We start from the raw sequence: 26,179 nt of genomic DNA on the forward strand, positions 1-26,179 counted from the left end.
ATGTCACTTTCGTACTCTGTAGATAAGGTTGATAAAGACGGTAGGGAAATGCTTACCTATGGAACAAAGGATTTTCCGATAGCTTTCTTTGACGATGATTTGGTTAAGGTTGCCGTTCCATGGCATTGGCATGATGAATTTGAAGTGGTAATTATTACTGAGGGCATTGTAAATGTCAAAATATCAAACAGCGAACTTATATTAAAAGCCGGAGAAGGTTATTTTGCCAATGGAGGCATATTGCACTCTGCAAACCTTAAGTCTGCGACCGGACATCAGCACTGCCTTATATTTTCGCCGGATCTTTTATGCTCAAAAGATGATATCATTAGAAAAACTTATATAGATCCTATTATAAATAATTGTTCTTTTCCATTTGTAAAATTATCTCCCGAAATCAGCTGGCAGAATAAAACACTGAAGCTTTGTGAAAATGCCTGGCAGCAGGGTGCTTATGAGCATAAAGATTATCCTTTGAATGTTAAAGCCGATCTTAGTCAGGTATTTGCTTTAATAATTGATCATATGGATTTTATATCGGAAGAAAACATTTATACCGGTAATTCAAAAAAAGATGAATCCCGCATCAAAAAAGCTATTGTTTTTATTGAAAATAATTACGATTCATTTATCGGTATTAAAGATATAGCAAAAAGTGCAGATATAAGTGTAAGCACCTGTCTGCGTCTGTTTAAAGATATTTTATGTACAACACCTATACAATACCTCATTAATTACAGAGTTCAAAAAGCTGTTGAAAAAATGAAACTTAATATAAAAAAGCCTATATCCGAAGCCGCCTATGAATGTGGCTTTTCAGATGCTGCATATTTTAATCGCCGTTTTAAAAAGATATACGGATGCACACCCACAGAGTATTTATCCAAAATAAATACTCTGTAATAGTGCTGCCCGACTCCATTATATTGCTTTGATGCATCACCACTGCATCCTGCAACTAAATCCGCCTTCCTCATTTTTTAAAAATTCAATCTTCCATCTATGATATTCCGCCACTTTTTTTACTATCTTCAATCCAAGTCCGTGATTGCCCATGCTTTTTTCAAAGGCATAGGACTTTTTATTTATTTTTTGCAAAAACTCTCTGCTTACTCCCTGCCCGTTATCTTTTATTTCTAAAACAGTGTTTTTATTATTTTCATTCAGGTTTATACTGATGGAGCAGCCCTCTTCATTATATTTCATAGAGTTATTTATAAGATTTATTATAGCTCTTTCCACAAGCTCCTCATTTATTAAAAAGATTTTTCCCTGTAAACTCTCTTCTATATTCAGACCAAATTCAAACTTTGATTCCATATTTTCATCCAGTGTATTTATAATATTGGTTAAGATTTTACGAATAAAAACACTCATTTGAACCTTCTTTTTTATAAATCTTCCTGTTCCAAAATCAAGCTTACTTGAAAGATTTAGATTTTCAACCAGTGATCTTATACGCACTCCCTGTTTGTCAATAATTTCGGCTTTGTTTTTTATTCTGTCATCCTGGCTTTCATTTAATATCATTTGTGCATTGCCAAGTATAATAGCAAGTGGTGTTCGTATATCATGTGAAACTCCCGCAATCCACTCCACCCTTTCTTCTTCTCTCCTTCTTTGCTTTGCCTTATATAGCTTTAAAGAGATAAAAATTAATAAAATAATATTAACAACAAGTACTAAAGGTGTTATTTTAACAAATAATAAAAGATTATTTACATCATATTCCAATGTATATTTCCATATTTTGCTGTTTAACTTGCCTATTATTAACAGCCCTCCATCATCCACTACATAGGTATGTACCGGATAATCCTCCAGATAATATCTTGAAAACTTTGCCACATCCTGCAAAGTATACTGTCGATTTTTTAGATCATCCGGTAAATTCTCACTCCATACAGTTTTTCCCTCTTTATCAATTATAAAAGCAAATTCATCATTACTATGAAGTTTTACACTTTCTTCCACACTTAATGAGAATTTTCCTTTATCACCGGTCATATTATTCATTATTTCTCCGGCAGATGTTTTATACACATCCTGGCTTTCATGTACTATTATGCTGTAAATTATCAAATCAATAAATAGTATGACTATCGCACAGAGTAATATATTAATTATAAATTGTACTCTTCTTTCTCCCATTATTCTCATGCTCTCTCCAATTTATAGCCAAGCCCTCTGACTGTTTTTAAAAATACCGGCTTTGACGGATTTTTCTCTATTTTTTCACGCAGATGTCGCATATGAACTATTAAGGAATTTTCCAGTCCATAGCTTCCGTCCGGCCAAAGTTCCTCGCAAAGTATATCTGTGGTTACTATCCTTCCTCTATTTCGATATAAAACAGAAAACAGCGTAAGTTCTTTTGCTGTAAGCGTTATATCCTCTCCGTTTTTTCTAACTGTACCTCCATCTAAAGACACCAGGCTTTCTCCCAATATTACCTCCGATATATTTTCATCTATCGTATAACATCTTCTGATTACCGCCCCTATACGAAGCAATAATTCTTTTGGAAGAAAAGGCTTTGTAATATAATCATCCGCTCCAAGTCCCAGACCATGCAGTCTGCTCTCATCCTCATCCCTTGCGGAGAGAAAAATCACAGGCAATTTTGGAAAGATTCCTTCATTTTTTAATCTCTCATAAAAATCAAATCCGTTTCCGTCACCAAGCATCACATCCAGTAAAATCAAATGTACTTGACATTTTTTTATTTTTTCATTTGCCTCTTTTAAACTGAATGCCGATTCTACATTGCTGTAACCTTCATTTTTTAAAATATCCGCTACTACTCCTGCAAGCTCTCTTTCGTCATCTATTATAAGGATTTTACAATCTTTCTTTTCCATATTTACTCCTATATTGTTTTCTTCACTTATTATAACTTATATAAGCTCATACAATATATAAAAATGAATTTCTTAATGTAATCATAATGTAGAGATAATCTTAATATAAGCTTTGGCCATTATTCTATATACATGCAAAAAACTGCATATGCCGATTTTAGGAATATTAATACTAAAAGTCTGACTGCAACAAAGGCAAACTTTTAAAGTAATCGGAAAGGAATATATATGAACAATACAATACTTGAAATCAAAAATTTATCTAAAAAGAGCGGTAACAGCTATCGTGTCAAAAACTTATCCATGAGCATACCGAAATCCTGTGTATACGGATTTCTTGGACCTAATGGAGCCGGTAAAACAACAACCCTTAAAATGATTCTGGGGCTTATAAAAAAGGATGCCGGTGAAATAAAGATGTTCGGCGAAGATGTATCGGCTAAAAATCTTTTGTCTTTACTGCATAAAACAGGCAGCCTTATAGAGAACCCCGGAGGCTACCCACATCTAAGCGGTCTTGAAAATATGCAAATCATTGCAAAATTAAAGGGTGTAAATGAATCGGAAATAGAAAAAGCATTAAAAACAGTTCGCTTATATGAACAAAAGGATAAAAAGCTTGGTGCATATTCACTCGGTATGAAGCAAAGACTTGGTATTGCTATGGCTTTACTTGGAGATCCCAAGTTCCTTATTTTGGATGAGCCAAGTAACGGACTTGATCCTGCAGGCATAATGGAAATCAGAAATCTGATTACCTCTTTACCAAAGGAAAGAGATATAACTGTTCTTATATCAAGCCATCTTCTTAATGAGATAGAACAAATGGCTGACTATGTAGGTATCATTCACCAAGGACAGATACTATATCAGGGAAAATTATCCGAACTTGAATCAACCGGCGAAAATCTGGAACAGATTTTCCTTGAACTTACCGGAGAAAGGGAATCACTATGAAGCAAATAGGTTTACATCCGTATCTTTTAATAGAATTCAAGAAAAATAAGTTTATAATTTCAGCTTTACTTTTATTTATCGGAATTATTTTAAACTGTCTTTATGTATTACAAGGCAGACTGCCGCAGGGGCAGGAATGGCAAATGATTTTTGCCTCAATTCCTTTTATCAATACATTATTGATTTCCATTATGATGTCTGTACTTGCCAGCAAATGTATTGATATGGAAAATAAAGGCAATATGTGGAATACTCTGCCCACACTTTATAGCAGGACAAAACTTTATATATCAAAGCTGATGTTCGGTTTCGTGCATATAATTTTATTTTGTATATTGCAGACAATCTTACTGCTTTATTTTTCTATAAAGATTCTGCCTGAAAGTGATTTCCCGCTTTTTTACCTTGTATTTACAATATTATCCGAAATTATATACGGTATGATTATTTTCCAATTGCAATGTCTGCTTTCATTAAGATTTCAGAGTCAGTTTGCAGCACTTTCTATCGCATTTGGAGGAACACTGGCAGGCGTTTTCCTTGCTTTTATAAGCAAGTTCTCACTTACACCATGGTCTGTACTGTTTTCTCTAAGTACCGTATCTATGGATTTTGATTCTGCAACAAGACAAATACTGCTTTCATGGAATAAGATAAATATTCCGGCTGTTCTTGTAGGGTTAATATATTTTTTTGTTACCTTTATAATAGGCTTTAAAGTATTTAATACTCCGGAAACAAGGAACTTTACCTTTATTCATTCAAAGGCTAAAAGCAGGAGTATACATACCATACTGCCTGCCGAACTTATAAAGCTTAAATACAATCCTGTATGGATTCCCTTTATTTTAATTCCTGTTATTTCAGCAAGCATCGGTATTATAAATTTCCTTGGAAACCAGTATGTACTGTCCTTTAACTGGGATGACCTTTGGACTCAAGAATCGTTGTTTTTAGGAATGTTTTTCCTGTCTCCTTTGATTGCTGTTTTGGCAAGCCTCCTGTTTCGTATGGAGCATCAGGGAAATAACTGGAATATAGTACTTACAGCAAACTCAAGATTTAAAATCTTAAAGGACAAATGGCTTACAACTGCAACTCTTTCCATGATTTGCATACTATGGATTGCTATAATATATATTATTTCCGGAAAGCTGCTCGGTATCCCCGGTAATATTCCTCCGATATTCTTTTTAAGGATTTTTACAAGTTTAATCTGTATTATTGCTATTGCAGGCTTCCAATGTATGTTGTCATTAATAATACGCTCCTTTGCAATACCTGTAGGACTTGCATTCCTTGGAAATATATTTGGACTTTTGCTTAATTTAAAAGGGCTTTTTTATGCCACACCGTTTTCAATGCTGATTTATTCCATGGGAAGCACAAATATCAAAGGAGAGCTTAATATTCCTCTTACTATATTATCATGTTTATTTTATATCTGTATTACTTTTGGTATAGGTATGTTGTATCTTAATAAAGTGGATATAAAGACGGGAAGGTAAAAGTAGCGGCTACAATAAAACAAATACCGTTAATATGGCAGTCTTACGAGATGCTGTATTAACGGTATACTCTTGTTTTCTCTATTATAATTTTACTACAAATAACATTAAACTTTGCAAGTAAATATCATTTAAATATTAAGTGCATATTGGAATGTCTATGCAATGAGTTCATATCCTTTTCTATAAATCTCCAAGTGTTTTTATAAGTATCTATAACTGCAAAATCCGGATTGGAAATAAATTCAATAAATGCCTCAACTTCCCCCTCATACTCCTCTGCAAAATCATCTGAAAGAGTATGTTTTTCTTCATCTGTAAAATTTTTCAGTTCATCATATAATACATGCTCGAGATTACAAGAATTAAAGTAAATCCTATAATTAATATCTTTAACTTTTCCGATTGAGTATAACTTAGAAAGGATTTCCGACTTATGTTTATTCCTCTTCTCTACTTTAGAAACATCATCAGTCTCAATATGATCCTCATAATATTGTATATCTTTCACACCACTTTGCCTTATACAATCTTTTGTAAATGCACCGTCTGTATCTGTTATATGAATTATACTGACAAAGTCATCCGGACGATATCCATACTTGTTTCTGATTTCTTCTACTTTATCTCCTATTTTAATCAGCACATTATCTTTTGTAGTGGCAAAATCGGATGTAATATCTCCATGAACCACCGCAAATTGAACTTCTTTAGACGAAAAATGTTCTTTTAAAACACATCCTATTGCATTTTCATCGCTAGGTCCTTCAACTATTACCATCACAACCTTTTTTTCTCTCTTCATGCAAAAGTTTCCCCGCTTTTCTGAATGCTCTTGCTATCTTTAAACTGTCAGTTTCTTCATAAATAGGCTCTTCCTGTCCTCCAAGCGTTATGCTCCGAATGTACATACTTCTAAGATTATTTGAATCTTTAACATTCTTCATATGAATATATCTGTTATTAGGATTAACCGTTGAAAACATAATACTTTCTTTATCAAGCATCTCAAGAGCACGAAGATTATGAGATGTAAAAATCAACTGTCCCTTGGCACTCTTTGAAAAAATATCCAATAACTCACCTAAGAGGTATTCAAAGATTCCGGCATCAAACTCATCAATAATCAAACATATTGAAGCATTGCTAAACGCCTGTATAAGGGCATTTAAAATGGAAATGATCTTAATAATACCATCCGATTCCATTCTGATAGGAATAGGTTTCTTATTTCCTCTTACAGACATAAGTTCAACTTTCCATCCCTCTTCACCTGAATCTAAAGCTTGTTTACCATAGTTTTTAATATCTATCCGCATTCCGGGAATTATTGTATAAAGCACTGTGTTGATTTGGTCCACAATCTCTTTAAGGAGTTCTTTGCGTTCACTATCCAACACAAAAGGCTCCATCAAAGGTACTGCAAAATCTCCCTTCATTCCTATTTTCTCTTTATCAACACGAAAAGACATCGGTAAAAGAACATTGGTTGAAATCATACCTGAGTGTGAATTGTCTATTACAAATAAATCTCCAAGTGCAAATCTAAACAATGCACTCAGTACATCCACATAAATTTTAAATTTGTCTGATACATTATTAAAGAAAATATCTCTGCTGTTTTCGCCAAAGATATATGAGCAATTACTTTTTTCAGCCATTTTTTTTGCTACAATAAGATCTGTTTTAATGTCCTTATTCTTTCCAATCAATTCCTCAAGTCGTTTCTGTGGCTTAAAAATAGTTTCAGTCTCATTTCGCCTATAGTCCATGAAAATATTTTTATTTGTTCTGCTTCCATCCTGATTTATTGCACAATTTATGTATTCTCTATCAATACATATTCCATTATCACCCTTAGAAAAAATTATATAATATCCAACTTCATATAAAATATTTTCCTTAAATATTTTAAACTCGGCATTTACTTCCGCATTTTCTGAATCTGTATCAATATAATCAGCTATTCTTTGGTCTAATTCCTCACCAATCATGATTTGTTGAAGAAATGAAAATGTATCAACAATTGCAGTCTTTCCTGAACCGTTTTGTCCATAAACTCCCAGTATTTCCGCACTTCCACAATCAAAACTTCTATTGTATTCATGTGGCATGATTATTGTACCGCTTTTTACATTCTTAATATTTTTTATTGTTAAAGATGATAATCTAACAATACTCTTCCACATAAAACCACCTCCATATAATTATATAATAACATATTAGGCTAAAATCCTCAATATAATTCTATTTAAGGTATTTTTTATACTCTTTTGACTGTTTTCTTTCAATTTTCTTTGATAATAAAATAGATAAACAGTATAATATCAACTATTTCATATTTGACTATATGCAAATTATGGCGCTATATTATCAGGATACTCTCTCCGGTCAAAACATATTTTGTCCCTTACAGCAAATATAACTTTTAATAAAAAATTTGAAGGTCGGTGGTAAAATTCATAAAATAGTTACCAATGGGCAGAGCCGAATTTCAGCTCTTCCCATTAGTGTATTAGGCCTTTACTCTATAAGTTTTTTAAGATTCTCAAGCTCCTCTTTGGTTAATGTAACGCCCTTTCCCATCTTCTCATGATCCGGTGCCCATTCTCTTATATCATACTTAGGTACTGCACCGTTCCATGAAATAAGGTTTATCTCCTTTCTCCACCCCTTTGCATTCTCCGATAAAACACCTATTTCCTCTACTATATCATACTTAAAATCCGCTGCCATATTTCTCCTTTCCTGATTCAAGCTCTGCAAATAGCTTCCAAACTCTTCTGATACTGTTTCTTTTTTCCCTATTTTCAGCTTGACGATAATACTTTTTTTGTTGCTTTGTTACTTTCGGTAATTTTTTATAACTAATCTGCATTAACTTTTTTGCTTCATCATGTTTTACAATATATTCCAAATGATTATACGGTGATTGATTCTTTTCCACATCCCTTTGTACATGGTAATGTGCAGTCTTTGCTTCTTCCATAGTGAGAGGCTTTCCGTCAAACGGACAATGCAATAACTTATACCTGTCAAAGTATTGTACATACGATATTTTCCAAGCTGCCATATCGGTAAGAATATAAAGATTGGTATCGTCAAACTCTATTTGTACTCCTCTTTTATTAGCTAAGTACTCTATTCCGAGTGCATACTTTCTATACTTACAAGGATAGAAGGCTACCCTCTCTTCCTTTGCAATATATCTCATAGCTGTTTTCAGATTCTTACTTTTTCCGACTTCATCCACTCTGATTAACAAATCTTTTTGAAGTTCTTCATTCCACTCTTCAAGGTACAGCCTTATATCCTGACTTGACTTGCTTATACTAACTCTCCAATTATACCAATCAGTATGCACCTCTATATAATCTTCCTTAAGCTCTGTCCAAATAGGTAAATCTCTAAATACATCCTTTAAATTTTCTCTATATCCATTGTATAAAAACTTGATGTTACAGCAACACTTACATGGCTTTAAATATTTAATCCTTCCATCATTCATATCAAAGCTTATCAATGACTTTTCTTCAATTCGATTTATAAATCTGCATCCCGGTCTGTGATAAATCCTTGATTTACTACTCATCTGTGCTATCATCTTCTTCCTCCAATCCACAAAGTACTTCTTTGTTATGATTGGAGTTTATCAGAGTATCTGTCCGTTAAAAATGACAGCTAATAAACCTTCTTATGCCTTACGTAAACTCCCCTTATCTATCTGAGTATTTCTTTGACATATCGGCAATACTTTCTTTAATTTGATTTCTAAGACTTTCAGGTTCCAAAACCTCTACATAAGGTCCATATTGCAATGCCCAGAATTTCATTGCCTTTTCATTGCAGTTTACTCTTACTTTAATCCGGTCTTCATCTTTTTTAATAATACTAAAGTCTGTCCCAAACCAATCCACCAGTTCAGACATCATATCTTTGGTTGTCAGGAGCTTAACAGCAGTGCTTGTTCCGCTAAACATATAAATATGTTCAGCCATATGCTTTGGAAGATTTATCCCGGCCTTAAGCTCAGGCACATCTTTCATCGGCTTAGCTCTATCTTCAAGTTCACATACCTCAGTCATTTTGTCTATACGAAAATGTACTACATTATCATACTTGTCATAATTTCCTATCAGATAAAATTTCCCGTTATTTGCAACTATCCTGTACGGATTTACAATATAAGACTCTTCTCTCCTTGGATGAAGCTTAAAATCCGTTCCTATATCATTATATATAAAACTGACCTTATGTCCCTCTGAGATTGCATCATTTATCTTATCTATAGAGTAGATGTTTTGTCTGTTTATATTCTTGTTAAGCTCAGGTATATTGCATATATTTGATACTTTTGCATTGAAGTATTTACTTGAAAGCCCTCTTATCTTTTTAATAAGTTCCTTGGCCTGCTTTGAAGAAAATGCTTTTGAAAATAAAATGCTGTCAATAAGTATCCTAAGTTCCGCATCGTCAAACTCTCTAAAAACCATTCTGTATCCGTCTTCCATTGATATTTCAAATCCATGGCTCTCACCGAATTCTTTCAATAACAAAACATTATTCTTTACAGAGCGTCTGTCACATACCGTTCCATAATCTTTTTCCAAAAGCTTTATAATCTCTTGTTGTGTTAAAGAATGATTTTCATCAGTATAATTGCGAAGTATCTCAAGTATAAACATATTTAACATCTTTTTATTACTTATACCATACACCTAAGCTTTCCTCCCGAATATAAATAATCCTACTCTTCATCCATAAATCGCTTTATCTTGTCAATTTCCTCGTCTGCTCTTTTTCCAACACATTCTATATCCCAATCTCTACAACTTTCATATTCTTTCATAAATTCTATTCTAACTGCTGCATATTGTGAATTTTTGTATTCAGTAATTTTTTCACTTACAGCATCATCCTGAATACTCTTGTTTATATGACTGTCAAGTACAACCAGATTTCCTATTCCGTTAAACTCATCACTATTATCACTGAAATTATTTCTTGCCTGTATATGCTCTATATCATAAGGATTTTTATTCTTTTCATAGATTGCATAGTGGAAAAACTTTTCATAGATTTCTTGCTCACTTATTACTATTTCATTTTCTTGGCAAATAAATGATTTCCCCAAATTAGCTACTTCATCAAGTAATGCAGACAGTGTACAAACAAGGTGAACCCTACTTGCATTGTAAAATAATCCTGATTTGATAATTTTATCAAAATCTTCTTTAGGTTTATCATCCTTACTGCGTACAGGTGACCACAAAAGACTTTTAATTTTTCCTATAATCTCGCCAGTATTGCATTCCTTAAACCACTTAAAGCATTCATCACAAACCTTATTTTGAACAGGATTTATCACTCTGTCATTGACAACGGTATAGATTAAGAAGAATCTAAACATATACATATTTACTTTCAATGAATCTATATAGTAATCGCTCCAGTCATCCCTTCCTTTAGCCCTAAAGTATGCAACCACAAAAGGTATGGTCCAATACCTTTTATATCTGGTTTTTTCTACCAAATAAATTGAAAAGATTTCTTTTGCTATTTCAGGATGTTCGCCATTATACCTTACATTTTCAATCCAACGCCAATAATCTATAAATCCATCCACTATCTGCTTGAATGTGTCAAACTCCAGTACGCTTAAGTCACTTTGTTCTGTAAGTCCGGTTCCTTTAAAAAGTTCATCAAAGAACTTTTGATTGCTTTTGGATACTTCTGAAAATCCCCAGCCAAATTCAGCACAAATTATATGTTTATAGATATCTAAAACCCAGCCCATATCAAATTTTGTCTGATCCGTTCTTCCATCTTTTCCAAGTTTCTCATTGCTGTCATCTATCGATTGATAACAGGAATTTATTTCTTTTAACCAGTCTTTTGTATTATCGATTCCTCTAAGATAATTATAGTATCTTACTTTAAAAATATCTGTTGCATTTAAGTCAAGTCCGGTAGTATTTATAGTATTAAAAACCGATACCACTTCAGATAAATCCATTTCTTCAGTAATCAGTTGTACGAAGTATACATTATCCAAAACAAAGTTTTTTAATTCCGTATAGAATTCATTTTTATCTTTAAACTCCTTTTCAAAATGCTCAACTTCTTTCTTTAGCAGTTTCCTGTTTTCATAATATTTGGAAGAAGTATTTTTAATATTATCATCATTTAATACTTCTTTAAGCTTCTCCGATTTTATAACCATGCTGCAATCAATATACTCTTTAGGATGTTTTTCATTTCTTTGAAGCAAGTCCAAAAACAGCATAAATGTTGTAAGTCTTTGTTGACCGTCAACAATATCAAGTGTATTGTCATCTTTATTAAGATCAAGCTGTATTGTACCGAAAAACACAGGTTTTGCATTTGTTTCAGACTTTATTTCATTGACCTCTTTAAATGCATCAAATATAGATTCCAAAAAATCTTTTATATTTTTCTCTTCCCATGAATATGGACGCTGGTAAATAGGTATGCTATATCTTTCCTTTTCATTTACCTTTATTACCTCTCTAAGTCCAAGCACTTTAGAATCAATCGGAAATCCCATAAATCCTCCCCATAATAACTTATTCTATTAAGTTTATAATATATAATTATTTTTATTCTACATCATTACAACCTTTTTTCAATCTCTAATCACTACACTGTCTCGTATACTCTTAATTTGCTTTTTAGTAAGTGTTTTCTCTTCCAAAAGTTCTTTAACCATGTCATCAAAAAAATCTCTGTTTTCAGCTAAGATCTGTTTTGACTTTCTATAATATCTATCCAACTCTTCCGCAACTTTTCTGTCCTTGCTTTCCAATAAATATTGGGATAAATTACCTCTTTCAAAAGCATTAAATCCATATGCACCATAATCATCAACAAATGTTGTAACCAAATCAAAGGCTGTATGCAAATCACCGTCACAACCAAGATCAAATGTTCCGTAAATCATTTCAGTCGCAGCCTTACCTCCCAGGCTTCTGATGATTTCATTCTCTTTTGCAGGCACACTGAAATTATAATCATCAGGTTTTCTTACAGAGGTTATACCCCCTGAATTATTTGAGTATCCACAGATAGAAACAAGATTTACAGATCCCGGCTCCAAAATTTCAGAAATAACAGCATGTCCTGATTCATGTACAGCAATCTTTTTTAAAATATTAGTATCTATGTTTTCTACCGACTCCGATGCATCAAATATCAAACGCATACATGCCTTTATAATATCTCTTTGCTCTATCTTTGACCTTTTATCAAATACCGCATAAATTCCTGCTTCGTTTATAACCATTTCCAATTCTGCACAGGAATGTCCTGCCAGAAAACTTGATATATCATCTATATCTATATCTCCAAGTACTCGTTTTTTACTTAAAAAATGCTTTATTATCTTCTTGGCATCATCTCCACCGGGACATGTCATCTGAATAACCTTATCAAAACGCCCTGCTCTCATCAATGAATTCGGTAAACACTATATATTGTTTGCTGTAGCCAAAACAAAAACATTTGAGCCCTTAAAATCATCTATACATGATTGTACAACTACATACTCCTCAGCATCTTTATGGTATTCATCCTCATTTGCAAATTTATCAATATCATCAAGAAATACTATAGCACATTCTTCCTTTTTTGCTTTATAAAATATATTTCTGATATGATTAACAAACTCTCTACTGTGTTTATCTTTCCTTATTATAAATGATTTAATTTTGCTTTCTTTAATAAAGCTCTTAGCTAACAAAGTCTTCCCTATACCCGGCTCTCCATACAAAAGTATTCCCCTCGGTATTTCTACACCCAGCCTCTTATAATCTTTAAAGTTTTTCAGTACATCACAAAAACGTATTAATTCATCCTTTATATCGGCATATCCTATAATTTTATCAAATTCACTCATTTGCTTCTCCCTCTATTCTAACCTTATTTTTTCTATTACCTTTGTTTTCCGCCTTCAATCCGTCAAAAAAATAATTCAATTCAGATATCAAAGACTCTTTTGAAAAATCATGTCCCTCACCTTTAATTATTTTATATTTACAGGCGGTATTTTTTATAACATTCAAAATTTCAATATAGCGAAATGAAGGATCCTCTTCACCATACAGAAAGTACATATTATCCCCTCTAAACTTTTCTACACCTTCTTTTATTTTATGAAAGTTAATCATCAATGGAGCATTAATCAAAACAGCATTCTTTATTTTTTCAATTTTTCTGCACTGAGCTGCACCTATAAAAGCTCCGTTTGAAATGCCGACAAAAACTATTTCTTTATAATCCCCTATATACGTATCTATACATTTTATTTCTTCCTCCAAATCACATACCGAATCTTTAGGATTGGCGGAAACAACAAATGTATAACCATATTTTTTAAATAAAATACTGCATATGCTCAAATATTTATTTTCAAAACCTTCTATACTTCCACCTCTACCGGTTTTAATAAAAACAAGATATTTTTCACCCTGTATAATTCCATACTGTTTCCCGATTACTTTGTCATATTTATTCAAAATCAACCTCCCTCTTTAGTCATACCAAAATTTCTTCATCCGATTTATTTTCCATGTTTAAAATAGCATAAAGAATGTACAATATTTTGCACATTAAAATTATATTCCGATATATAATAACGCTTTAAACATATAAAAAGCTCCAAACGATTACTTATCGAATGGAGCCTTTTTTACTCTGTTATTTATTATATTATTTTAACTGCTTCGCATATTCTTTTATTACAGCAATAAATCTTTCACCGTATTTACCGTATTTATTTTCTCCGACACCTGAGACATTTAACATATCGGATTTTGTAGTAGGCATCTTTGCACACATATCAATTAAGGTCTTATCGTTGAAAACAATATATGGAGGCATCTTCTCTTCTCTGGCAATTTCAAGTCTCAGCTCTTTTAATTTATCAAAGAGTTTGAATCCTGAAGAAGTAAGTGAATCCATACCCTTTATATTCTTCTTAGGCTTTAACTTCCTGTTTGTAACCTTATCTTCATCGGTTATCTTTACCAGGACCTTAGTATCTTTTAACTTTAATTTACTTATATCTCCAAGTTTTAAAACCTGATATTCTCCTGTTTTAATATAGCCCTCAAGTAAAAGCTCTTCAATAAGTCGCCGCAAAAGAGTTTTATTTGATGATTCCAAAACCCCATATGATTTATATTTACTTGCTCCTATTTCTTCCAGCCTTGCAGTCTTTGCTCCAAGTACTGTATCCATTATTATATTCTTACCATACCTTCCACGAGACTCATATATACAATTTATTATATTTTTAGCCTCATCCGTCATATCAAGAGTTTCAAATTGACGCAGACAATTACCGCAATCATCACATGGCTTTTGGGGATTTTCTCCAAAATATTTTAAAATATAGTTACGCAGACATTCAGTCGTATAGCAATATCCCTCCATTATCTGAAGTCTTTTAATATCCCTCTCCCTGATTGTCATTGCATCCGTCGGATCAATTTCACTGAAATCTTTATGTTCCAATAAAAATCTGTTAATTATAATATCCTGAGGTGAAAACAGTAAAATACATTCGGAGTTAAGTCCGTCTCTACCGGCTCTTCCCGCTTCTTGATAATAGTTTTCCATACTTGACGGCATATTGTAGTGAATGACAAATCTGACATTTGATTTATCGATTCCCATTCCGAAAGCGTTTGTTGCTATTACGATACTTGTATAGTCAAATACAAAATCATCCTGCATTTGCTTTCTCTCTTCAATACTCATTCCTGCATGATACTTTGCAACAGATATGTTCCGCTTTTTTAATAGTGTATATAAACTGTCCACATTTTTTCTGGTTGCACAGTATATAATTCCACTTTCACCCTTATGTCTGTCTAAATAATCAAGTATAAAACGATCTTTACTTTGTGGTTTATCTACCTGAAAGAATAAATTCTCCCTGTCAAATCCCGTTACAAGAAAATATGGATTGGTAAGCCCCAAAGAGCAAATAATATCTTCTCTAACATTCTGAGTGGCAGTTGCTGTAAATGCACTTATAATCGGACGTTTATCCAATACATTTACAAACTCTGCTATATCCATATAGCTTGGTCTGAAATCCTGTCCCCACTGTGAGATACAATGTGCCTCATCCACAGTTATCATTGAAATCTCAACACCTTTTGCAAGCCTAACAAAACCTTCACTCATCAGTCTCTCAGGTGCCACATATATAATCTTATATTGACCTTTCGATGCATTTTTGAAAGTATCATGCATCTCCTTTTCAGATAAAGAGCTGTTTATAAATGCAGCATCCACACCGGCTTCATTCAATGCCTTTACCTGATCCTGCATAAGGGAGATAAGTGGAGAAATGACCAATGTGATTCCTGAAAGCAACATAGCCGGAACCTGGTAGCACAGTGACTTTCCCGCTCCTGTAGGCATCACGGCAAGAATATCTCTTCCATCCAAAACAGCATTTATAACCGATTCCTGCCCCTGCCTAAATGAGTCGTAACCAAATACAGCCTTCAATGCTTCCTTGGGAGTTTTATATATTCCACTATCAGATATTCTCATTCCTTAATCATCCTATCCCCAGTATTTTTGCCAAACTCTTTGCCTTCTTCACTGCAGTGGACTTGGCAGTACTGTTTGCAATCTCTAAAAGCCCCTGCCATTTGGCATCTTCTTTTGAAATAAATCCTCTCTTCATTGCTTCCCTTAAATAGTCGGCATAATAAGTACAGATATCCAAAACTCTGTTTATCCATACAGGCGGCTTATTATTTTTTACAACAACCTCTCCTGCATATTTGATACACTCAACAAGCATCACATAGCATATACTTAAAAGCTTATTTTCTTTTTCAACTATTCTCACAAGCTTTGCCGGGCTTATCTCCTCATGTAATAAAAGTTCTCTCATGACTTCTCTTAAATTTTCTACAGATAAATCTCCCGAGTCCGCCAGTTGTCTGAAAAGACTTTTTGCTCCATAAATACTCTCTCCGTCCTGTGTCAAAGTACTCACTGCAATACTTAAAAATATTTTTGAGTAAGGTGTTGAGCTGCCCTCAAGTGGTCCTTCTTTTTCACCTCTCCAGTTTCTATATTTGCTTACTACAACCTTTTTCTTTTCAGTGTCGTAATGAAGCCATACGCTCTTTGCTTTCTCATCTATGATTTTTCCGTCGCTGTCGGCCACAGTTCCCGACATCTGAGCCTCTTTTTGAATTCCGTAAAACCATCCGTAAATATATACTTGAAACAGCCTGTCAGGTATATCCGGTAATTTCAAATCAAAGCTGAAAGCTTTTTCGCCTTTCCTTACTTCAAATACATTTATATTAAACTCAACATTATCATAGATAAGCTTTTTAGCCTTTGGTAATGTCATCCATACTTCATCAAAATCATTCGGCGTATTTTGATTCTGTACTTCTTCATACTTTCCTTCTTTTATGTCCATACCAAGGGAATTTAGCTTATTCACTATTTCCTTGGCATATTCTACAGCCTTTGAAGATCCGGATTTTGTGGCGAGATTTTTTACAGCATTCATTTCCAATGCATTTTGTGGGGCAAGCTTATTTTCTACTGCAAAAATAACTTCATCAAGATAATCTCTTAGAAATTTTACAATCTCAGCTGTTCCTGTAAGCATTCTAGGTGCTTTAAGCGATACCTCCACCACATCACAGGCAGCCATCCATACCAAACTCAGCATACCGTCTTTTGCCATATTTTCCATTGCAAAAGCCAGACTTGCCAAGTTTGAAGGTGTACCGCCGCTCCAATCCAAATATGAAATATCTGCAACTCCCGGTAAGAGAAGTCCCCTTTCCCATGCTTCATTAGTCGCAGTAATAACATCTGCAGCATTCTCATCACTTAAGTTACTCCTCGTTGCAATCCAGTTCATCATTGCACCTTTTGTAAGAGGTTTTCTCCTTTTTGCTATCTGCCTTAAATTTATACCCTGACTATGATAGACTTCAGTATCTCTTCGTATTGCAGTAAGTGAATAATCTCCCCAGGTCGGAAATATAGAATACATATCTTCATAGCACCATGAAAGTCTAAAAGGAAATGCCTTTAAGCTTTTCGGCACATCAACGTCCTCTCTCCAATATGCGCTTTTTCCGAGTATAAATTTAGGTTCAACATATGAGTCATCCAAGTAATCTTTTATGATTTCCTCAGCAAAGATATCTTCTCCCTTTTCATCCTTTAAAAAATCTCCCAAAGGAAGTAAAATTTTTAATTTTAAGCCATCTGTTTTTTCCAAAAAACTTTTTTTATCTTCTTTTGTAATACGTTCAATATCCAGCCTGGTAATTGCAAACTGTAAATCCGGTTCAGCGACATATAAAAAATTCTCATTCTTATACCTGATAAGTCTATCTGTTAAATCAGGTAAAGATATACTTAGGTCCTCATAACTTGGTGTACTTAATATACATGGCCATTTATCTATCGACTCAAATAATACTACTCTTCTTGTATAAACTAATCCACTATACCTGATTTTTAAGACTTCCTTCTCACCGTTCCATTCATTCGTCTTACTGTCCGGACATACATTATTCTCAATATTTTTTGCCCATCTTCCAAGTGCCCACATACCGCTTGAATCATTTATTGTAATTCCTGACAGACTTATTTTTGCTTCATCAGGATTTTTATGTGCAATATTATTTGCCATTGCAATAAATCTCTCGAAAGCCACATCATCAATATATTCTTTTCTGTCGGAAATCACTGCCAACAGATCAGTCAGATTTTCCGGCGAAACTTCTCCTATTTCAAACCTTGGCACTTCCCAAAGTTTAGGTGTTTCTCTCCAAAGTCCTTGCAATTCTTCTTTTACATCTTCATCTTCTATCTCCAGTCCCCAAGCCTTTTCAATACTTCCCGCAAGCTTTGCTATACTTTTATCCTCATCCTGCTTATAAAGTAGAAGCCATTCTTCATACTCTTTTACCGACTTAGGCTTTTCCCTTTTTAAAACAGTGTTTAAAATCAGTTTCTTTATTTTTTTCACTTTTGCAGAACTGCAGGAAATCAGTATAGGATATAGCCATTCGTCTGTAGCACTCTCTATAAGTACAGGTGCAAATCTCTCCATCAAAGCCGTTTCTCCAAGCCCAAGCAGTGGAATAATTGTTTCTACTCTTGATTTTATCTCTTCATCTGTAATTCCGATTTGTTCCAATACATTTACATATTCTTTTCTGTCTCCCGGCCTTTGTGCAATGCTAAGTCCGTAAAACACCTGCTCCATAGCAGTATCTTTTGTAATGAGATTATTTTGTACACCCCATATAAGTATCTCTGAAAAAGGTCCGGTTGCAGGCACATTCAAGGCAACCCCTACTTCTATATGCTCATTAAATCTTCTTAAAATTTCCGACTTTTCAATTACAAACTTCTCATCAAAATTGTAGTCTTTTCTTTTTGATGTCAAAAGAATTGCCGCTACAGCTGCCCAGTCCTTCATATACTCCACAGACTCTGGAATTTCAAGATTCATTTCATGTACAAGTTTTAATGCCAACATACCAAGCACTGACATGGAATGCTCCCATATTCTCCTGTTTGAAGCGCAGGCGGCTTGTATAAAGTTCATTGCAAAAGTCTCACCTCTATCCTCAATAGCCTTTAGGGCAACTTCACTGCTTCTTCTAAGAATCTTTGCAGCTCGCTTGGCATCCACACCCACTCTTATAGCAAAGATTGCAAGCTTTTCAAGATTTACATCCACCACAGAAACAAATCCATATGTATTATCTGATAATTGTTTTATCTCTGTCCAGTCTCCGGATTTTAATCCTTCTCTTGCCTCTTTTTGTTCTTCTTTGCTTCCTATTCCGAGATTTAAAATATCGTCAAAATCTGTCTCTTCATAGCCGAGAGAACGATATATTTCTGCAGCTTTTTCTAATTTACTTGCCATACTATACTCCTTTTTTCAGTTTTACCGCCAAAATATGCTTGCATGGTCCTCTACCGTTTTGATGTTTCAGATACCATGTACAGGTGCATTTTGCATTCTCAAGGTTCTCATCTGTCGGATAAATAACTCTGTAAATTGTATCCCCTGATTTTACATGCCATATATTATCATCAATATATTCAGTATCTTCAACCAGCTTCTTTGCACCCACAAGCCTTGGATTGTCCTTTAAAACTCTATCAGGATCATCCGGCAATTCCCTATGGAAAAATGCTCTATCTCTGACATCAAACCCAAGCTTCCCTGAAACGGCAAGCAGCTCCATTGCATCATTCATATCATTTTTTACTATTCCGATTGATTTTGATATTTTATCAATATCAAGTCTTGATTCAAAGTTTAATATATTATCAATTTTGTCTGCATATTCAAGTATTTTAGGAGTTGAGAGCGAATCAAGTAATGCCCCCTCACCTGAATAACCTTCATAGCTCTTTGCAGTCAAACTAAGCGTAATATTTGCGCCTGTCATACATATTTCAATCATCATCTGCCCCAGCTCACCATTCTCAGGTGCGTAAAAAAAGATCGAGTTTACATTGCTCATTATTTTTTTAAGTGCACTAAGTCTGTGAATGCCACTGATATATACACTGTTCTTTTCTTCTCTTGATTTTAACATTACACCTGTCTTTGTGGGTGTGAGCCATCCGGATTTTTCCTTTCCTGTAACAGGCGGTAACATTGCAATAAATGACTTTGCCTGCATTCCCTCGACATGGAACTTGTATTTCATATTTTGATGTAGCATGGCACAATTTCCAAGTGCTCTTATCCATCTGTCAGGCATCTTTACAGGCCTTTGAGTAACTATCTCTGTAAGCAAACTTCCATTATCAATATTTTTACTGTGCAAGGTCTTAAGTCCTTCGTCTCCTATCCTAAACTTCAATCTGTCTCCCCGTCTTATATTAAGAAGAGACTTTCGTAAATTGTTGCCTATGTCCACATTTGTAGTACCATAAAGTATGTCACCGTACAAAGCACTTTGGAATACATCCATTCTTGCATAAACACCGTTGCAAGCTGAGAAGCATTCTGCCCTCAGTCTGTCACCCTGTGCAGAAAGGATAGGGTCTCTTTGGTCCACCGGTACGTATTTAAAGTATCTTGTACTCACAATATCTGCCAGCACCAGCAGTCCTCCTGAAATAATTGTCGGATTGATTATTTCTCCATTGAAAAATAAAGGATCATTCTCTATACCGTTTGGGGTAAGTGCAGGTGCTATAGATAAGCTCAAGTTTCCGTCAAAAAGGGTTGATGCCGTTTTAAATTCTCTCATTATATCCCCCTGAAATTTGTATACTAAAAGGGCAGTCCTATGTAGGATCGCCCTTTTATTTTAGCATAAAATTTAGTTTTTTACTTTATTTAGTAACTCCGTATTATAATTTAGATATATTATTAATGTCATCGACTAAAACTTTTACTACCGGATTATCAAATCTCCATATTTTCCGACACTTTATATTTTTGATAACAGATTTAAATAACTATTTCATATTTCTCTTTCAAATTATTTAACATACTATACTTAATCATCCCTTCCAACTGCATTCTTCCGACTATTATTCCCGGAGCGATTCCCTGTGCCTTTGCAAATTGAAGTACTTGGCTTTCTGAATAATCTCCATTTCTTCTAAAATCTTCAATGTCTTTAGAGTCAATCAGTGTATCACCTGACCATCTGTCAGCCTCTTTCTCATCATCTTCAGATGTACCGTTTGTCTGACCCACATGGCCAAGAACAATGTGTGCAAGTTCGTGGAATAAGCTGAACCAAAACTTGTCTGCATCCTTTCCTCTTGCAGTAAGTCCAAGAACGATCTTATTCCCATCTATAAAAGAAGCTCCCTGTAGAAAAGATCCCTCAAGATGTGGCAAAAATACTAAAGCAATACCACAGTCTGCAAGATATTTTTTTATCTTAGGACAGAACTCTTTTGGGCTAAGAACCGTCATATTTCTTATATCATTCAAAACTGAAGTTAACCCTTTGATATTTATAGAAGCTGTTTGAATATTACGCGCCTTAATCCTTGCTTCTTGAGCCCACGCCATTAAAGCCAAATCACTTTTTTCCGTAATTGCCAAACGTCTACATGCAATTCTTGTAATCTGCTCCTTTCCGATAAGAGAAAGTTCAACAACCTCAAAAAATTTCCTAAGATTAACAACCTTTTCATTAGATTCTACTGCATCCGGAATCCAACCGAATTTTACCATCTCCCTATAAGGAATTCTTTTTACCATCTCTTTATCGGCTTCCATTGCATTTTCTGCTTCTGCCTTAATAATCTTCTCTCTATAGATTGACTCCAAATTATTCCAAAACTTAGCAGGAACACCTAAAACCATCTCTAATCTGACTGCTGTTTCAGGTGTAAGCTGTACATCGCCATTAATGAGCTTACTGATATGTTTTTCAGACATATCCATTCTGGCAGCAAACTCCTTCTGGCTCATTCCCCTGTCGTTTAACTGCTCTTTAATTGTCGCTCCTGGTGGCGTTGCAATATAACTGCGACTTCTAACCATAGCGCTACCTCCCCGACTTGAAATATTAACCATCAATGATAGTCAACAATTTCCAAAATATTTGCTATTTGAATTTCATTACCAATTTTCTCGAATACCAATCTGTATGGATGAACCAAGTCCACAGCACAAATTTCATCTATACGCTGATGTATTTTATCTGCCATTTCTCGACCATAGGTTCTCTCCGCTGTTTTGGCATCCGTACAAACCCTTTCAATTTTCTTATTCTTGTAAGTAATATCCAAAGCATTGCCTCTCTTATATATTTACCTTTAAGGTAAATATATATTAGCATGAATATAAATTTTTGTCAAATTTTAAATTAACCTCTGAGGTTTATTTTACATATCTTTATTTTTAATTTTCTTTTTGCAACTTTCCATACATGTCAACTACACCAATTTATCTTTACTGCAAATATTAGCTTTTCAACATCCGACTTATAATAAATTTTATTTGTTTATACCATTGGCATTATCTACAAATATTCGAAAACAACGAATTGATGTCGTTAGTTTGAAACTACTAATTTCCAAACGATAATTCCAACAGTTCCTCCGCTACAACAGCAGATTTTATCCTTATCAAATTATCCCACACATCTTCCTTTCCTAAAAGATTCATACCACCATGCCATACCAGTTCTTCATCTATAACTGCAAAGTGTTCATCTACCTCATCTTTAATAACAACCTGTATTCCTGATATTTTCATCTGATTAATAATTTCATAATAATCATTAATGCTTCCAAAGCTCATTTTTTCAGGATCAATTGTTATCACAACTATCTTACATCCTGCTTCCACCTGCTGTTTTGTAATATAAATTATTCTATCAACCCTCTCCTGTACAATATGTGGGCTTGAAATAATTATTCTCTTTTCTGCCTCTATAATATCTCGTTCAAATATATCAATATAGTTCCCTGAATCATAAATTGCATTTGCAACTTGTTTATCTAATATCACATTCGAAATTATAGAATATCCTAAACGCTTATAAGTTCTTAGACGTTTTGAATACATTTTCTCAAAAACTTTTAAATGAGCATCTATATAATCATAAACAACTACATACTTCTTACCTTCATAATCTCTATGTAATCTCCCAACATACTGCTCCAATCTTCCACCAAATGAAACCGGTGATGCCAACATCAATGTATCTAATCTCGGAAAATCAAATCCCTCACCAATCTTCTGTCCGGTAGCTATTAAAATAATTGATTTTTCATTTGGAACTTTCTTTAAATTTTTTCTTATTTCAAGGTTCTCACTATCACTATTATCACCATAAAGCAAGAACACATAGTCTGCTGCACTTGACAGAATATCAAGTAAATTCTTTGCATGTTCCTTATATCTTGTAAGGATAAGTGGTGTTCTCCCATCGGCAATTGCCTGTCTTGTATCATTTACAATCATTTCATTTCTTATTTTATTGCTACTTATTAATTTATAAGCGGCATTAATATCGTTCATAGTTTCATTTGTATCAATAACCCTTGTAAATCTTGGATATACATAATGTCCAATCCCCTGTTCTTTCGCACGCTCTTTTGCAGTATAGCTATGTCTTATCGGACCTAACAACATATATACTATTTTTTCAAGATTATCCCTACGCTTTGGTGTTGCTGAAACTCCATAAACATATCTTGAATTTACTCTCTGCATTACTTCTATCGATGTATTAGAACCACAATGGTGACATTCGTCCATAATGACCAGCCCATAGGAATTAATAAAATCGTTGAAATTCCCCTTACTATACATTGACCCGATCATAACTACATCAATAATCCCTGTAAGTGTATTCTTATTACCTGTTAATACTCCTATGACACTATCTCTTCGTTTTTCTCTACCTGTCTTTGTTTTATAAATTGGTAGTTTCTCTTTTATAATTAAAAACCTATTTAATTCTTCTACCCACTGTTCAATCAAATCTTTGCTATGAAGAAGAATCAATGTACTGACTTTTCTTTGTGATATCAAATAACTACAGACCACCGTTTTTCCAAATGCAGTAGTTGCACTAAGCACTCCATGATCATGCTGTAACATTTTGTTCGCCGCCAAATCCTGCTCTGTACGCAAATCTCCATTAAAAAATACTCTTATAGGTCTTCCCATTTCTCTTTGATCACTAATATCGTACTCAATACAGGCTTCTTTACAATTATTTATAAGTTGCTCTCTAAGTCCTCTGGGAATACGAATATATCCGTCAATATCCTTTCCCATATAAACAGCACTAAAATTATAATAATTTGAATATCCTAAGCGCCTATTCTTATAAAAGATAGGGTTGTCAAATGCAGCCAAGCTTCTTATTTGATTCTGTATCCTTGGCATAAGATTCAATGCATCTACATATACCCCATCGCCAAGAACAATATGCATTTTACCTACAACATCAGATTTATTAAATACTTGTTTCTTTTTCCATGGTTTAGGTCTACATTCCATAACATCAGGCACAGCACCTGTCGTTTCAGCGATTTCAGCATTCCATTTTTTCATAAAAGCATCTATTTCTTCTATAGACAACTTCATTGTATGATTTAATAAGATATCCCACTGATCGGGATAGGCATTCCAATTACTATCAATAAAGGCACTATTTCCATTTTTTAATGCCCCTCCCTGCAATGGCAGAGCAATAAGATTTCCTATACTGTTTGCATTATCCTGACATGGATACATTCTGTCATAATATTGGAACGACTTCAGATTAATTAAAGATTGACCTCTATCCAACAAAAGGTAACCGAAGTTGCGTGCCAAGGAAGCAGGAATAGGCTTTTTAAAAAAAATCCACACATGTGCTCCTTGTCCGGACCTTGAGCGTTCTACCAGCGGAGTGATTCCATTTTTTTCACAAATAAGACGCAAAGCTTCCACCTCTTTATGCCAGTCTTTAGTCACATTTGCAAAATCTGTTTCTTCTGCACCCTTTTCATGATTATCAAAGTCAAATACTATAAACCTGCATGTACCATCCGGTAATAATGGATATACGCCTATAACATCCGAACCGTCATCTTTATATCCTAACAAGTGCTCCACTATTTTTTTAGCAGTAAGTTTAGTCCAGCTTGTGTTCTTACAATCTTCACAATGTATTTTCTCCCCTTGCTGTTTGGGACAAAGTCTATCATTCCAGCGATTATCACATTGAGGAAAATATCCACCCTTTTTCCCTCTCTTGGCATACACATCTGTTCTTCCCCAGAACATTGCAAAGTACCTATTTGCCATTTCTTCAGTAATATACTTTCTGATAATTCTTCCGCCTTGATCCGGATCAAACTCAGATGTATTTTCTATCTTTTCCTCAAATATACAACTTTCCGGATATGTTATATTAGCTTTCTTTAATTTTTTCTTTAACAAAGTATTTTCTGCTTGCAACTCTCTTACCAGTTTACGAAGTGAGTCAAGGTTTTCCGCTTCAATACTCATCTCTTACCACCTCAACTTTTTAATAATAAGTCTGTACTGCACCTTATACATCAACTATACATTAATAATATCTATATTGATGCTTTCAATAATATTTTTTTTAACCACTAAATTTACCCCTCTCCTCACAAATCAATATCTACTTTATAACTATCATCAATAAATATGATATTTACATTATGTTTTTTTGCACTTTTAAAAAATCGAGCATTTTCTTCCAATACACTTTCCATAGTACACCATTCATCTTCTATGCGACTTTCTACGGTATTTGCATATTTTTTTATATTATCAAAGTTGTTCTCAATATATTTTTTGCTCATAACAAGACAGTAGTATTTTATATTATCAAGATATTCTTTTTCAAAATCATTAACCCAATCAAAGGGTATATAGCATCCTTCAACAATAAGATTTTGTCTATTTTCTATGGCGGTTTTAATCATTTCACGAACAATAGGCCAAAGATACTCTGTGAGCATATCATCATCTTTAACAGTAAGTTTAGTATATCCGCTACGAATTAAACCCATCTTCAAATGGTCTATCGATAAATAAGGATATTTATACTTTTCAAGTAATTTTTGAGCAAGCACAGTCTTACCTGTATGTGATGCACCTGTTATTAAAACAATCATTATTTTCTCCATTCTAAACATATTTTTATCTGTTTCCTTCATACAGAATTTTATAAAATTAAACTTTTCACTATCTTAGAGCATAATAAATTCTGTAACAATCCACTTTAATATTATTGCCTGAACCAACATTTCTTTAAATACAGTGTAGTATCTTCTCTAAAAACACGCAAGCAA

Annotated in this window: 21 protein-coding genes; 3 read left to right on the forward strand and 18 right to left on the reverse strand. The window is 33.9% G+C overall.

The window, feature by feature from the left end; genetic code table 11:
- A complete protein-coding gene (locus HMPREF1495_RS08440; RefSeq protein ID WP_034213764.1) occupies positions 1-903 on the forward strand; it encodes a helix-turn-helix domain-containing protein in 903 nt (300 codons plus the stop codon).
- Between the two features lie 36 nt (positions 904-939).
- On the opposite strand, the gene HMPREF1495_RS08445 is transcribed toward HMPREF1495_RS08440, so the two are convergent.
- Together HMPREF1495_RS08445 and HMPREF1495_RS08450 are read right to left on the reverse strand one after the other, a co-directional pair.
- Positions 940-2,160: a sensor histidine kinase gene (locus HMPREF1495_RS08445; RefSeq protein ID WP_034213766.1), complete on the reverse strand. Its 1,221-nt coding sequence runs from the start codon at positions 2,158-2,160 to the stop codon at positions 940-942.
- Positions 2,157-2,861, reverse strand: a complete 705-nt coding sequence (locus HMPREF1495_RS08450) for a response regulator transcription factor (RefSeq protein WP_034213769.1) — start codon at positions 2,859-2,861, stop codon at positions 2,157-2,159. The genes HMPREF1495_RS08445 and HMPREF1495_RS08450 overlap by 4 nt, the downstream gene beginning before the upstream one ends.
- Positions 2,862-3,089: 228 nt before the next feature.
- On the opposite strand from HMPREF1495_RS08450, the gene HMPREF1495_RS08455 reads away from it, so the two are divergent.
- Positions 3,090-3,818 (forward strand): ABC transporter ATP-binding protein, encoded by a 729-nt coding sequence (locus HMPREF1495_RS08455; protein ID WP_034213772.1) that lies wholly within the window; start codon positions 3,090-3,092, stop codon positions 3,816-3,818.
- Entirely contained in the window at positions 3,815-5,326 is a 1,512-nt protein-coding gene (locus tag HMPREF1495_RS08460; RefSeq protein WP_034213776.1) for an ABC transporter permease, read from the forward strand. The genes HMPREF1495_RS08455 and HMPREF1495_RS08460 overlap by 4 nt, the downstream gene beginning before the upstream one ends.
- Positions 5,327-5,453: 127 nt before the next feature.
- Here HMPREF1495_RS08460 and HMPREF1495_RS08465 read toward each other — a convergent pair whose 3' ends face one another.
- From HMPREF1495_RS08465 to HMPREF1495_RS08535, 16 genes are all read right to left on the reverse strand, one after another.
- Entirely contained in the window at positions 5,454-6,131 is a 678-nt protein-coding gene (locus HMPREF1495_RS08465) for a hypothetical protein (protein WP_034213779.1), read from the reverse strand.
- Complete coding sequence (locus HMPREF1495_RS08470; protein ID WP_034213780.1) at positions 6,094-7,515, reverse strand: AAA family ATPase; 1,422 nt, start codon at positions 7,513-7,515, stop codon at positions 6,094-6,096. Before HMPREF1495_RS08470 ends, HMPREF1495_RS08465 begins: the two co-directional genes overlap by 38 nt.
- 334 nt (positions 7,516-7,849) lie before the next feature.
- Entirely contained in the window at positions 7,850-8,062 is a 213-nt protein-coding gene (locus tag HMPREF1495_RS08475; RefSeq protein WP_034213782.1) for a YdbC family protein, read from the reverse strand.
- Complete coding sequence (locus HMPREF1495_RS08480; protein ID WP_034213783.1) at positions 8,046-8,930, reverse strand: hypothetical protein; 885 nt, start codon at positions 8,928-8,930, stop codon at positions 8,046-8,048. The genes HMPREF1495_RS08475 and HMPREF1495_RS08480 overlap by 17 nt, the downstream gene beginning before the upstream one ends.
- A 112-nt stretch (positions 8,931-9,042) precedes the next feature.
- Positions 9,043-10,044, reverse strand: a complete 1,002-nt coding sequence (locus HMPREF1495_RS08485; RefSeq protein ID WP_034213784.1) for a helix-turn-helix transcriptional regulator — start codon at positions 10,042-10,044, stop codon at positions 9,043-9,045.
- 29 nt (positions 10,045-10,073) lie between these two features.
- The gene (locus HMPREF1495_RS08490; protein WP_034213785.1) at positions 10,074-11,894 is read right to left on the reverse strand and encodes a DUF262 domain-containing protein; all 1,821 of its coding nucleotides are present in this window, start codon (positions 11,892-11,894) and stop codon (positions 10,074-10,076) included.
- 78 nt (positions 11,895-11,972) lie between these two features.
- Complete coding sequence (locus HMPREF1495_RS14085; RefSeq protein ID WP_242832882.1) at positions 11,973-12,794, reverse strand: hypothetical protein; 822 nt, start codon at positions 12,792-12,794, stop codon at positions 11,973-11,975.
- Between the two features lie 18 nt (positions 12,795-12,812).
- A complete protein-coding gene (locus HMPREF1495_RS14090; RefSeq protein ID WP_242832883.1) occupies positions 12,813-13,241 on the reverse strand; it encodes an AAA family ATPase in 429 nt (142 codons plus the stop codon).
- Positions 13,234-13,860 carry an alpha/beta hydrolase gene (locus HMPREF1495_RS08500; protein WP_034213787.1) on the reverse strand — a complete coding sequence of 209 codons (627 nt, stop codon included), beginning with the start codon at positions 13,858-13,860 and terminating at the stop codon, positions 13,234-13,236. Before HMPREF1495_RS08500 ends, HMPREF1495_RS14090 begins: the two co-directional genes overlap by 8 nt.
- A 193-nt stretch (positions 13,861-14,053) precedes the next feature.
- A complete protein-coding gene (recQ, locus tag HMPREF1495_RS08505) occupies positions 14,054-15,913 on the reverse strand; it encodes a DNA helicase RecQ (RefSeq protein ID WP_034213790.1) in 1,860 nt (619 codons plus the stop codon).
- A gap of 7 nt (positions 15,914-15,920) precedes the next feature.
- The gene (locus tag HMPREF1495_RS08510) at positions 15,921-19,292 is read right to left on the reverse strand and encodes a hypothetical protein (RefSeq protein ID WP_034213793.1); all 3,372 of its coding nucleotides are present in this window, start codon (positions 19,290-19,292) and stop codon (positions 15,921-15,923) included.
- A gap of 1 nt (position 19,293) precedes the next feature.
- Complete coding sequence (locus HMPREF1495_RS08515; RefSeq protein ID WP_034213795.1) at positions 19,294-20,637, reverse strand: SWIM zinc finger family protein; 1,344 nt, start codon at positions 20,635-20,637, stop codon at positions 19,294-19,296.
- Between the two features lie 203 nt (positions 20,638-20,840).
- Positions 20,841-21,893 carry a HigA family addiction module antitoxin gene (locus HMPREF1495_RS08520; protein WP_034213797.1) on the reverse strand — a complete coding sequence of 351 codons (1,053 nt, stop codon included), beginning with the start codon at positions 21,891-21,893 and terminating at the stop codon, positions 20,841-20,843.
- A 32-nt stretch (positions 21,894-21,925) separates the two neighbouring features.
- Positions 21,926-22,141, reverse strand: a complete 216-nt coding sequence (locus tag HMPREF1495_RS08525) for a hypothetical protein (RefSeq protein ID WP_034213799.1) — start codon at positions 22,139-22,141, stop codon at positions 21,926-21,928.
- 280 nt (positions 22,142-22,421) lie between these two features.
- On the reverse strand, positions 22,422-25,364 hold the full coding sequence (locus HMPREF1495_RS08530) for a TOTE conflict system archaeo-eukaryotic primase domain-containing protein (protein ID WP_034213801.1): 2,943 nt from the start codon (positions 25,362-25,364) through the stop codon (positions 22,422-22,424).
- A gap of 125 nt (positions 25,365-25,489) precedes the next feature.
- Positions 25,490-26,002, reverse strand: a complete 513-nt coding sequence (locus HMPREF1495_RS08535) for an adenylate kinase (RefSeq protein WP_034213804.1) — start codon at positions 26,000-26,002, stop codon at positions 25,490-25,492.
- Positions 26,003-26,179 lie beyond the last annotated feature (177 nt).

This window comes from Lachnoanaerobaculum sp. MSX33 (assembly GCF_000512995.1).
GTDB lineage: Bacteria > Bacillota > Clostridia > Lachnospirales > Lachnospiraceae > Lachnoanaerobaculum.

Bases quoted from the DNA above. Each gene is read 5' to 3' on its own strand.
- HMPREF1495_RS08535 (WP_034213804.1), bottom strand. From the start codon at position 26,002: ATGATTGTTTTAATAACAGGTGCATCACATACAGGTAAGACTGTGCTT.
- HMPREF1495_RS08470 (WP_034213780.1), bottom strand. From the start codon at position 7,515: ATGTGGAAGAGTATTGTTAGATTATCATCTTTAACAATAAAAAATATT.
- HMPREF1495_RS08475 (WP_034213782.1), bottom strand. From the start codon at position 8,062: ATGGCAGCGGATTTTAAGTATGATATAGTAGAGGAAATAGGTGTTTTA.
- HMPREF1495_RS08445 (WP_034213766.1), bottom strand. From the start codon at position 2,160: ATGAGAATAATGGGAGAAAGAAGAGTACAATTTATAATTAATATATTA.
- HMPREF1495_RS08520 (WP_034213797.1), bottom strand. From the start codon at position 21,893: ATGGTTAGAAGTCGCAGTTATATTGCAACGCCACCAGGAGCGACAATT.
- HMPREF1495_RS08480 (WP_034213783.1), bottom strand. From the start codon at position 8,930: ATGATAGCACAGATGAGTAGTAAATCAAGGATTTATCACAGACCGGGA.
- HMPREF1495_RS08450 (WP_034213769.1), bottom strand. From the start codon at position 2,861: ATGGAAAAGAAAGATTGTAAAATCCTTATAATAGATGACGAAAGAGAG.
- HMPREF1495_RS08460 (WP_034213776.1), top strand. From the start codon at position 3,815: ATGAAGCAAATAGGTTTACATCCGTATCTTTTAATAGAATTCAAGAAA.
- HMPREF1495_RS08455 (WP_034213772.1), top strand. From the start codon at position 3,090: ATGAACAATACAATACTTGAAATCAAAAATTTATCTAAAAAGAGCGGT.
- HMPREF1495_RS08465 (WP_034213779.1), bottom strand. From the start codon at position 6,131: ATGAAGAGAGAAAAAAAGGTTGTGATGGTAATAGTTGAAGGACCTAGC.
- HMPREF1495_RS08490 (WP_034213785.1), bottom strand. From the start codon at position 11,894: ATGGGATTTCCGATTGATTCTAAAGTGCTTGGACTTAGAGAGGTAATA.
- recQ (WP_034213790.1), bottom strand. From the start codon at position 15,913: ATGAGAATATCTGATAGTGGAATATATAAAACTCCCAAGGAAGCATTG.
- HMPREF1495_RS08515 (WP_034213795.1), bottom strand. From the start codon at position 20,637: ATGAGAGAATTTAAAACGGCATCAACCCTTTTTGACGGAAACTTGAGC.
- HMPREF1495_RS08510 (WP_034213793.1), bottom strand. From the start codon at position 19,292: ATGGCAAGTAAATTAGAAAAAGCTGCAGAAATATATCGTTCTCTCGGC.
- HMPREF1495_RS14085 (WP_242832882.1), bottom strand. From the start codon at position 12,794: ATGAGAGCAGGGCGTTTTGATAAGGTTATTCAGATGACATGTCCCGGT.
- HMPREF1495_RS14090 (WP_242832883.1), bottom strand. From the start codon at position 13,241: ATGAGTGAATTTGATAAAATTATAGGATATGCCGATATAAAGGATGAA.
- HMPREF1495_RS08440 (WP_034213764.1), top strand. From the start codon at position 1: ATGTCACTTTCGTACTCTGTAGATAAGGTTGATAAAGACGGTAGGGAA.
- HMPREF1495_RS08530 (WP_034213801.1), bottom strand. From the start codon at position 25,364: ATGAGTATTGAAGCGGAAAACCTTGACTCACTTCGTAAACTGGTAAGA.